The sequence below is a fragment of the Streptococcus sp. genome (assembly GCF_032481935.1).
In the GTDB taxonomy this organism is placed as follows: Bacteria; Bacillota; Bacilli; order Lactobacillales; family Streptococcaceae; genus Streptococcus.
Map to the genome: position 1 here is coordinate 1 of NZ_JAWERU010000015.1, position 11,668 is coordinate 11,668.

The window sequence follows — 11,668 nt, forward strand, 5'->3', positions numbered from 1 at the left end:
GGCAACCCCACCCGTGTGGAAGGTACGCATTGTAAGCTGTGTACCAGGTTCCCCGATAGATTGGGCAGCGATTGTACCAACTGCTTCACCAACTTCAACCGCATCACCAGTCGCCAAGTTGATACCGTAACAGTGACGGCAGACACCATGACGAGTGTTACATGTAAATACGGAGCGGATGGTTACTTCTTCAACACCAGCATTAACAATTTCACGAGCCTTGTCTTCTGTAATCAATTCATTTGGACCAATGATAACTGCACCAGTTTCTGGGTGTTTAACAGTTTTCTTAGTGTAACGACCATTGAGACGTTCTTCAAGAGACTCAATCATCTCTTTACCTTCAGTAATAGAACGGATCAAGAGACCACGGTCTGTTCCACAGTCATCCTCACGGATGATCACGTCTTGGGCAACGTCAACCAAACGACGAGTCAAGTAACCTGAGTCGGCTGTCTTAAGGGCCGTATCGGTCATACCTTTACGAGCACCGTGAGTTGAGAAGAACATTTCCAATACAGACAAACCTTCACGGAAGTTTGAAAGGATTGGCAATTCCATGATACGTCCATTCGGAGCAGCCATCAGACCACGCATACCGGCAAGCTGTGAGAAGTTTGAGATGTTACCACGGGCTCCAGAGTCCATCATCATAACGATTGGGTTCTTAGGATCTTGGTTGGCAATCAAGCGTTTCTCCAATTTTTCACGGGCAGCACGCCATTCAGCTGTTACAGCATTGTAACGTTCGTCGTCTGTGATCATACCACGACGGAATTGTTTAGTGATTTGTTCTACACGTTTGTGTGATTCTTCAATGATTTCAGCCTTGTCTTCAACGACTGGGATATCGGCAATACCCACTGTCAATCCTGCAAGAGTTGAGTGGTGGTATCCGAGGTTCTTCATACGGTCAAGTAGGGCAGAAGTTTCAGTCGTACGGAAACGTTTGAAGATTTCAGCGATGATATTTCCAAGGTTTTTCTTCTTGAATGGAGGGTTAAGTTCAAGTTTGCTGATAGCTTCCTTGATATCTCCACCAAGTGGCAAGAAGTATTTAGCTGGAACGCCTTCTGTCAAGTTGGCATTATTTGGTTCTTGCAAGTAGGGTAGACCTTCTGGCATGATATCGTTGAAGAGAATCTTACCAACAGTTGTAAGCAAGATTTTGTGTTTTTGCTCTTCTGTCCATGGTTTGTTAAGACTGTCTGTTGCGATACCAACACGTGAGTGGAGGTGAACATAGCCATTGCGGTAAGCCATAACAGCTTCGTCACGGTCTTTGAAGACCATTCCTTCACCTTCACGACCAGCTTCTTCCATGGTCAAGTAGTAGTTACCCAAAACCATGTCCTGAGATGGAGTAACAACTGGTTTACCATCTTTCGGGTTCAAGATGTGCTCAGCAGCCAACATCAAGATACGCGCTTCTGCTTGGGCTTCTTCTGAAAGCGGTACGTGGATGGCCATTTGGTCACCGTCAAAGTCGGCATTGTAGGCTTCACAGACAAGTGGGTGCAAGCGAAGGGCTTTACCGTCAATCAAGACAGGTTCAAAGGCTTGGATACCCAAACGGTGAAGGGTCGGTGCGCGGTTCAAAAGCACTGGGTGTTCCTTGATAACTTCTTCGAGGATATCCCAGATGCGTTCGTCTCCACGTTCTACCAAGCGTTTAGCCGCTTTAACGTTTTGCACGATATCGCGCGCAACGATTTCACGCATCACGAATGGTTTAAAGAGCTCGATCGCCATTTCACGTGGCACACCACATTGGTACATCTTAAGAGTTGGACCAACGGCGATAACGGAACGTCCTGAGAAGTCAACACGTTTACCGAGCAAGTTTTGACGGAAGCGTCCTTGTTTACCTTTAAGCATGTGGCTCAATGATTTCAATGGACGGCTACCTGGTCCTGTGATTGGACGACCACGACGACCATTGTCAATCAAAGCGTCGACCGCTTCTTGAAGCATACGCTTCTCATTTTGAACGATGATACCTGGTGCATTCAACTCAAGCAAACGAGCCAAACGGTTGTTACGGTTGATAACACGGCGGTAAAGGTCATTCAAGTCAGATGAGGCAAAACGGCCACCATCCAACTGCAACATTGGACGAAGATCTGGTGGAATAACCGGAAGGATGTTGAGAATCATCCATTCAGGTTTGTTTCCAGACTTGTAAAAGGCATCCAAAACATCCAAACGACGGATAGCTTTGATACGTTTTTGTCCAGTTGCTGTCTTCAATTCTTCTTTAAGCTCAGCAATTTCTTTTTCAAGATCTACTTGTTTCAAGAGGTCTTGGATAGCTTCGGCACCCATTTTAGCAACGAATGATCCGTAGCCATATTCACGCAAGCGCTCACGGTATTCACGCTCTGTCATGATTGATTTGTGCTCAAGTGGTGTATCCTTAGGATCGATCACCACGTAAGCAGCAAAGTAGATTACTTCCTCGAGGGCACGAGGACTCATATCAAGGGTCAAGCCCATACGACTTGGAATTCCCTTGAAATACCAGATATGAGATACAGGAGCTTTCAACTCGATGTGTCCCATACGTTCACGACGAACTTTTGTACGCGTTACTTCAACACCACAACGGTCACAAACAATCCCTCTGTAACGAATGCGTTTGTACTTACCACAAGCACATTCCCAGTCTTTTGTAGGACCAAAGATGACTTCGTCAAATAGTCCTTCACGTTCTGGTTTCAACGTACGGTAATTGATTGTTTCAGGTTTTTTGACTTCTCCATAAGACCATGAACGGACTTTGCTTGGAGAAGCTAGTGTGATTTGCATACTTTTAAAACGATTTACGTCAACCACTATTTCTTCCCTTTCTATTCTAAGTGAGCTACTTATTCTTGTTCAGTAGCTTCTTCTGTTGCTTCCGCTTTTGCACCTTCTTCAGCTTCAAAAGCAGCTTTTGCTTCTTCAGCAGCTTTTTTACGTGCTTTTTCAAGGTCATCTACGTGGATGACATCTTCGTCCATGCCCTCGTCAAGATCACGAAGTTCAACTTCTTGATCATCTTCGTCAAGAACACGCATGTCAAGACCAAGTGATTGCAATTCTTTAACAAGAACTCGGAAGGATTCTGGAACACCTGGTTTTGGAATTGGTTTTCCTTTTGTAATAGCTTCATAGGCTTTCAAACGTCCGTTGATATCGTCAGACTTGTAAGTCAAGATTTCTTGAAGGACATTTGAGGCACCATAGGCTTCAAGCGCCCAAACCTCCATCTCACCGAAACGTTGTCCACCAAACTGAGCCTTACCTCCGAGTGGTTGTTGCGTAACTGTTGAGTATGGTCCGACTGAACGAGCGTGCAATTTATCATCAACCATGTGGTGGAGTTTGATCATGTACATGACACCAACTGATACACGGTTATCAAATGGTTCACCAGTACGTCCATCGTAAAGGATAGTCTTAGCATCGCTATCCATGCCTGCTTCCTTAACAGTTGACCAAAGATCTTCTGAACTTGCTCCATCAAAGACCGGTGTTGCGATGTGGATACCAAGAGTACGAGCTGCCATACCAAGGTGAAGCTCCATAACCTGACCGATATTCATACGTGATGGCACCCCAAGTGGGTTCAACATGATATCGACTGGAGTTCCATCTGGAAGGTAAGGCATATCTTCTACAGGAACGATACGAGAGACAACCCCTTTGTTTCCGTGACGTCCGGCCATCTTGTCTCCGACCTTAATCTTACGTTTTTGAGCGATGTAAACACGAACCAGCATATTAACACCTGATTGTAATTCATCACCATTTGCACGTGTAAAGATCTTAACATCACGAACAACACCATCGGCACCGTGGGGTACGCGAAGTGAAGTATCGCGAACTTCACGAGATTTGTCTCCGAAAATAGCGTGCAAGAGACGTTCTTCAGCTGAAAGGTCTTTTTCACCCTTAGGTGTTACTTTACCTACAAGGATATCCCCTTCTTTAACCTCAGCACCGATACGGATAATACCCATTTCGTCAAGGTCTTTAAGGGCATCTTCACCAACGTTTGGAATTTCACGAGTGATTTCTTCAGGCCCAAGCTTTGTATCGCGTGTTTCTGATTCGTATTCTTCAAGGTGGACAGATGTATAGACATCATCTTTAACCAAGCGTTCGCTCATGATAACGGCATCCTCGAAGTTGTAACCTTCCCATGTCATGTAGGCAACGATTGGGTTTTGTCCAAGCGCCATTTCTCCATTTTCCATAGAAGGTCCGTCAGCAATGAAATCACCTTTTTCAACGATATCGCCAACTTTTACGAGAGTACGTTGGTTGTAGGCAGTACCTGAGTTTGAACGACGGAATTTTTGAATGTGGTAAACATCCAATGAGCCATCTTCACGACGAACTTCTACCTTGTCAGCATCTGCATAGGTAACCTTACCACCATGTTGTGCAATAACTGCAGCTCCTGAATCATGAGCTGCTTGGTATTCCATACCAGTACCCACGTAAGGTGCTTTGGGATCAATCAATGGCACAGCCTGACGTTGCATGTTGGCTCCCATGAGGGCACGGTTGGAGTCATCGTTTTCCAAGAAAGGAATACATGCTGTCGCAACGGCAACTACCTGCTTAGGCGAAACGTCCATATAATCAACACTTGATGCTGGATATTCTTGGTTAACCCCTTGGTGACGTCCCATGACAACTTTTTCAGCAAAAGTGCCATCTGCGTTCAATTTAGAGTTAGCCTGAGCTACTGTGAACTCATCTTCTTCATCGGCTGTCAACCAAACGATTTCGTTGGTTACTTTTCCAGTTGCACGGTCAACCTTACGATATGGTGTTTGAATGAAACCATACTTGTTGAGGTGCCCGTATGAAGACAAGTTGTTGATCAAACCGATGTTTGGCCCTTCAGGTGTTTCAATCGGACACATACGACCATAGTGAGTGTAGTGCACGTCACGCACTTCATATCCAGCGCGGTCACGTGTCAAACCACCAGGTCCTAAGGCAGACAAACGACGTTTGTGTGACAACTCAGAAAGTGGGTTGTGTTGGTCCATGAACTGTGACAATTGAGAAGAACCAAAGAATTCTTTGATTGCTGCAGTTACTGGACGGATATTGATAATTTGTTGTGGTGTTAGTACTTCGTTATCTTGAACAGACATACGTTCACGAACGTTACGTTCCATACGTGAAAGTCCAAGACGCACTTGGTTGGCAAGCAATTCACCAACAGCACGGATACGACGATTTCCAAGGTGGTCGATATCATCCACACGGCCAATACCTTCAGCCAAGTTGAGGAAGTAGCTCATCTCAGCCAAGATATCTGCAGGAGTTACGATGCGAACTTTATCATCTGGATTTGCATTACCGATGATTGTTACAACACGGTCTGGATCAGTTGGTGCAACAACCTTGAATTTTTGAAGAACAACTGGCTCTGTTACTACAGCAGCATCATTTGGAATGTAGACAATCTTGTTCAAGTCGCCATCCAAATGGCTTTCGATACTTTCAATGACGCTACGAGTCATGATTGTACCAGCTTCTACCAAGATTTCTCCAGTTTCAGGATCTACCAATGGCTCAGCAATAGTTTGGTTGAGCAAACGTGTTTTAACATTGAGTTTTTTATTGATCTTGTAACGACCAACTGCAGCCAAGTCATAACGACGTGGGTCAAAGAAACGAGCTACAAGCAAGCTACGTGAGCTTTCAGCAGTCTTAGGCTCACCTGGACGAAGGCGTTCGTAGATTTCCTTCAAAGCTTCGTCTGTACGAGAGTCCATTGGGTTCTTGTGAATATCTTTTTCAACAGTGTTACGAACAAGATCGCTGTCACCAAAGATATCAAAGATTTCATCATCGCCTGAGAAACCAAGCGCACGAACTAAGGTCGTAAATGGAATTTTACGAGTACGGTCGATACGAGTATAGGCGATATCTTTTGAGTCGCTTTCAAGTTCCAACCAAGCTCCACGGTTAGGGATAACAGTTGAACCGTAGCCCACTTTACCATTTTTGTCTACCTTGTCATTAAAATAAACACCTGGAGAACGCACCAACTGTGATACGATGATACGCTCACCACCGTTGATGATGAAAGTCCCCATCTCAGTCATGATTGGGAAATCACCAAAGAAAACTTCCTGTGTCTTAATTTCGCCAGTTTCTTTGTTAATCAAGCGGAAGGTTACAAAGATAGGTGCTGAGTAGCTGGCATCATGGATACGAGCTTCTTCAAGCGTATATTTAGGTTCTTTGATTTCGTAGCCAACAAATTCCAACTCCATTGTGTCTGTGAAGTTTGAAATTGGCAATACATCTTCAAACACTTCCTTCAGACCATGGTCTAGGAAATCTTTGAATGAATCAGTTTGAATTTCAATCAAATTTGGTAAGTCAAGAACTTCTTTGATTCTTGAAAAACTACGACGGGTACGATGTTTCCCGTATTGAACGTCATGTCCTTTCTCCTTTTTAAATAAAGTTCCAAGCTTAGTGATCTAAGCTAGTAATTATCGTTAGAGGGTTCTAAAAACCCTATCAACTTATCCCCCTCGACCAATTTTCAGAATCTTTAAATCTTTGTTACAAAAATCGAAAAACCTGAAAAAAAGCACAAAAAGAGCAGCTAAATCCGACTTTTTCAGGAGATTTAACTGCTGTGAGCCTTGTCCGGACAATATTTCAGACAAAACCTACGACAAATGATTATTTACATTATACCTGATTTTTTTTGATTTTTCAAGGGTTTTGAACGATTTTTTTGCCTGTAATATTGATAGGTCTTGTTTTCAGAAAAGGATATTTTCATTTTCGCTAATTCATTTCCAAATCAGCCTCTTCGTAAAACTGTGTGACCTTCAACAAAAAATATCTGAATCAATGATCGAATCATTTTTGACCTCTGCCATTCAATGGTAGGAACTTAGCAAGCAAGAACTTCTAGAGACTTTAGGAAATCTATCCGACCTTAAAAAGGATTTCTCAGTCGTATTTGGATAGAAATTCATTCGTTTTTCCAACATGATTTCTTTATTGAAATAAACCTGAATAGCCTGGTCAGCAATGTTCAGTGAGCCAATGGTAAAAATAAATCCTACCAGAAGCATTTTTCATGCTCTCAAAAGAAGCTATCTTTTTGACTTTCAAAACGTTTGAATCAAGCTATTCTGTCCTTTTTATATAAAGTAATCCCCCCTAGTTTTAAAGATTTCTAGCTCTCCACTCTGACTCGGGTCACAATGCCATCCTTGTCAGTCAAGCTAAATTCTGCAGAAGAAAACCAATGAGTTATCGCCTTATTACCTTGAGATTGGGCAAAAACCTTCAACAACTCCTCTTTGTTCTCAACTTCAACCACATAGTAGGCAAGACCCACCATGCCATTCTCACGTCGCGCTAACAAACGACCACCCCATTCATTCACCGCTAGATGATGATGGTAATTCCCCGATGCTATCCAACTGGCATGCGGAATCGTGAATTTATCCTCAAGACCGAGAGACTCTTGGTAGAGCACACTCGCTTCTCGGCTGTTTTTAACAGATAGGTGAACGTGCCCTATGCGAGTGCCACTTGCGATTGCAAAAGGCTCTATGTTTCTTCCTAGTTCGTAGATATCTTGTGCAGAGAGTTCTTCTGTCACACCGATAATTCGTCCGTCCTCACGAATGTCCCAGACTGTCACTGGCTTGTCTCTATAGAGTTCTATGCCATTACCTTCCAGATCTTCAAGATAGATAGCCTCACTATAGCCATGATCAGCTCCACCAACTAATGGGATTTTTAAGTCTAACAAGTGTTTAAAAACATTAGCCAAATCTTCTCGACTTGGCAAAAGAAGGGCCATATGATAAAGACCATAACTTTGCTTAGGATTGCTAATGTCATCTGTCTTAATTAGCCGAACTAGCGGTTTCCCACCGGCACCTAAAAGAATTTCTTTTTCCGATTGAATCAAAATCTCCAACCCAAGCAATTGATGATAAAATGCTGTCTGACTTTCTAAGTCCTTGACATTTAAAGCTACTTCAGCCAAATGAATGCGACTATTATACTCGTAAACCATAGAAAACCTCTCTTTGTTGTAACTATTTTTGTTGCAACTATTATACTCCACTCTCAGCCAATGTCAATCCAAATGCTCAACGTTGATAAAACAAGAAAAATCCTCCCCATGTAGGAAGGATTGTTTGGATTTAATGAGCCAACATTTCTTGGGCAATCTCTTGACCAGATAAATTCTCTGGATAGTAGGTTGGCCAGTTGTCCATCTCTTCAAAGAGGACTTCCTGGCTAGTACCTCCAAAGAAGATATGGAAGTGCCCAGTCTTAACTGGTGCGATATTGTGGTCGCTAAACTGAACATACTTAAATTGTCCAGCATCCGCATCTGTCGCTTCAAAGAGATAACGAACTCCTCGATTCCCTTTCTTATAGGTCAAGATTTTCTTGCCGACATACTTGTATGTATATTTCTTACTTTGGTCACCTTGGATGAATTCCATAGTATTATCCGTGATATTAATCTTAGATACATCAGTTTGATAGCCTTTTTGATAGTAGGCTTTGTATTCATCCTTGGTCATTTTACCAGTCAATTTAGCCTTGTAGTCAAAGACTTGGTCGAGAGTACCATTTTCAAGGAAAGGATAAACAGACTGCCAGTTACCAGCATAGTCACTCAAGGTACGATCCTTGACATCGGCATCTTCAAAGTAACCATTTTGAACGGTTTTAGTTTCCTCTGCTTTTTCTGGCTCAATTTCTGCCCCTGCTTGGTCAGTTGTTTGCTTGAGGGCCTTGAGATTTTTCTCCATGACAGAGATATAGTTTTCTCCAGCTTTCATGTCCTCTTCGGTCAAGCTTTCCAGAGGATTCAGAACGTCTAACTTAACTCCTGTTTCTTTTGAGAGAGTATTAGCTAGGGCTTGTGAGGCATTTTCTTCAAAGTAGATATAAGAAATCTTATTTTTCTTGATGTATTCGGTCAATTCTGCCAAGCGGCTTGCTGAAGGCTCCGCATCTGGGGAAAGACCTGAGATAGAAACTTGATTGAGTCCGTAGTCTAAAGCTAAGTAACGAAAGGCCGCGTGTTGAGTCACAAAACTCTTTTGTTTAGCACTAGAAAGTCCTTCAGTATAGGCCTTATCCAGAGCTTGTAATTTCTCGATATAGGTAGCTGCATTTTGCTCAAAGGTTGCTTTTTTATCAGGATAGTCAGCTGAAAGACTATCACGGATGTGCTCTACAAGTTTGATTGCACGCGCAGGAGACAACCATACATGAGGGTCATACTCGTGATGATGACCTTCTTCGCCATGGTCATGGTCTTCCTCTTCTTCACTTCCTGGAAGAAGCAACATATCTCCAGTAGCCTTGATTGTTTTTACTTTTTTCGCATCTAGTGAATCTAAAAGCTTGGGAACCCATGTTTCCATGTTCTCATTTTCATAAACGAAGGCATCAGCGTCTTGGATTTTAGCAACTGCCTTAGGCGATGGTTCATAATCATGTGGTTCTGTCCCTGCCCCAATCAAGAGCTCGACATTGGCTGTATCTCCTGCTACTTGCTTGGTAAATTCGTAGACAGGATAGAAAGTTGTAACGATATTTAATTTCCCATCTGCTTGTTTTTGATTGGAACAAGCTGCCAAGAAAACTGTCACAAGACTTGCCAAAAGTAGGCCTAGTTTTTTCATTTTCTTCTCCTATTTGATAAAACGTTTGAGTAAGCTGACTAACAAAAAGACAACTACAAAGATAATGGTAATACTTGCACTCGGTGGTGTCTCTGCATAATAGGAAATATAAAGTCCTGCCACCATGCCTAGAAAACCAATAACGCTGGCAAGAATCATCACCGAACTAAAGTTCTTCCCTAAACGCAAAGCGATACTAGCTGGCAAGACCATGATAGTTGATACCAAAAGTGCCCCTGCAGCTGGAATCATAAGAGCAATAGCCACACCCGTCACCATGTTAAAGAGGATAGACATAGTACGCACTGGAAGACCATCTACAAAAGCTGTATCCTCATCAAAAGTTAAGATGTACATAGGTCTTAAAAAGAGGAAGGTCAGGATTAAAACAACCGCTGCAATGACAAAGAGCCCAATTACCTGCTCTTGACTAATAGTCACAATAGAACCAAAGAGGTATTGGTCCAAACTCATCGAGCTAGAGCTCTTACCCTTACTCATAACAATGAGTGAAACCGCAAGACCTGTTGACATGAGGATGGCTGTTCCAATCTCCATAAAGCTCTTGTAAACCGTACGTAGATATTCAAGAAAGACCGCCGCAATCAAGACAATAGCAATAGTCGAGGTGGTCGGAGAAATCCCCAAAACCAAACCAAAGGCAACCCCTGAAAGCGATACGTGACTCAGAGTATCACTCATGAGACTTTGGCGCCGTAAGATGAGGAAGGTCCCAAGGACTGGCGAAAAGAGACTCATAGCGATAACAGCCAAGAAGGCCCGTTGCATAAAATCATAAGAAAATAGATTAAGCATGGTCTACCTCCTGGTCATTTTCATGGACATTGAAACAACGCCATGGCGAATCTTGGTCACGGACAAGGTGGATATTGCGATCTGCGTAATCCTTGACTTCTTCAGGATCGTGAGTAATCATCAAAACAGCCTTGCCATGGTGGTGGGCACTGTGATGCATGAGTTCATAAAATTCATTCTTGGTACCTGCATCCATCCCTGTTGTCGGCTCATCCAAGATAAAGATATCTGGATCTGAAGCAAACATACGTGCAATGACCGCTCTTTGCTTTTGCCCACCAGAGAGAGAACCAATACGTTTATCCCGATGTTCCCACATGCCAACTGAGTTTAAACTAGCCTTAATGTGTTCTTCATCGTGAGCATTCAAACGACGGAACCAGCCCTTTCTTGGGTAGCGACCTGATTTGACAAACTCATAAACAGTACTAGGAAAACCTGCATTAAAACTGGCGATCTGCTGAGGAAGATAGGCGATTCTTAATTTTTTCCCATGAATATTTGTCTTTGAGATGGTTACTTTCCCAATTCGTGGTTGAAGAATTCCAAGGCTAGCCTTGATTAGCGTTGTCTTGGCTGCTCCATTTTCTCCTGTCAGTGTGACAAATTCCCCACTATCAACACTGTAATTGATATGCTCAAGCACAGGTTCCTTGTCATAATAGAAGGACAAATCCTCTACTGTGATGTATCTCATTACTTGATTTCTCCTACTAAAGCAGTTAAAAACCGCTGGATAATTTTTTGTTCGTTTGGTGTAAACTGAGTGGCAACCTGCTCATAAGTCGAGAGGGTATGTTCATGATGATGGTGGTGTTCCTCAGCAATAGGTCGAGCCAAGTCTGTTAATTGATAGAAGACAACGCGAGCATCCTTAGGATCCTTAGACGTTTCTAGCATCCCCTCTTTAACCAGGGATTTGATAGCCTTGGTAACGGCAGCTTGACTGACATTGAGACGACGCGCCAACTCAGAGTTGGTGAGCGACTCCTCTGATAAAAGCATGAGAATATGCTCCTGGGTATTGGTCAAGGCCACATCACTCGTGCAATGGCCAATCAAAATTTCATGCTGATTTTCAGCTTTTAAAATAATCTCGTTTAAAAATTGATCGATATCTTTTGCCAACTGTCTCATGATTTGCTCCTTTC

7 protein-coding genes are annotated in these 11,668 nt (G+C 42.9%); all 7 read right to left on the bottom strand.

All coding sequences use genetic code 11. From position 1 onward, the window contains the following. On the bottom strand, positions 1-2,835 hold a 2,835-nt coding region (gene rpoC / locus E7C97_RS04365), incomplete at its 3' end, for a DNA-directed RNA polymerase subunit beta' (protein ID WP_316108274.1). A gap of 32 nt (positions 2,836-2,867) precedes the next feature. Beyond that, on the bottom strand, positions 2,868-6,500 hold the full coding sequence (locus E7C97_RS04370; protein ID WP_316108292.1) for a DNA-directed RNA polymerase subunit beta: 3,633 nt from the start codon (positions 6,498-6,500) through the stop codon (positions 2,868-2,870). 713 nt (positions 6,501-7,213) lie between these two features. Beyond that, a complete protein-coding gene (locus tag E7C97_RS04375; RefSeq protein WP_316108275.1) occupies positions 7,214-8,068 on the bottom strand; it encodes a VOC family protein in 855 nt (284 codons plus the stop codon). Between the two features lie 130 nt (positions 8,069-8,198). Beyond that, complete coding sequence (locus tag E7C97_RS04380) at positions 8,199-9,701, bottom strand: zinc ABC transporter substrate-binding protein AdcA (protein WP_316108276.1); 1,503 nt, start codon at positions 9,699-9,701, stop codon at positions 8,199-8,201. A 9-nt stretch (positions 9,702-9,710) separates the two neighbouring features. Then, positions 9,711-10,517, bottom strand: a complete 807-nt coding sequence (locus tag E7C97_RS04385) for a metal ABC transporter permease (protein ID WP_316108277.1) — start codon at positions 10,515-10,517, stop codon at positions 9,711-9,713. Then, positions 10,510-11,214: a metal ABC transporter ATP-binding protein gene (locus tag E7C97_RS04390; protein ID WP_316108278.1), complete on the bottom strand. Its 705-nt coding sequence runs from the start codon at positions 11,212-11,214 to the stop codon at positions 10,510-10,512. The genes E7C97_RS04385 and E7C97_RS04390 overlap by 8 nt, the downstream gene beginning before the upstream one ends. Beyond that, positions 11,214-11,654 (bottom strand): zinc-dependent transcriptional regulator AdcR, encoded by a 441-nt coding sequence (gene adcR / locus E7C97_RS04395; RefSeq protein ID WP_001249315.1) that lies wholly within the window; start codon positions 11,652-11,654, stop codon positions 11,214-11,216. The genes E7C97_RS04390 and adcR overlap by 1 nt, the downstream gene beginning before the upstream one ends. Between the last annotated feature and the right edge of the window lie 14 nt (positions 11,655-11,668).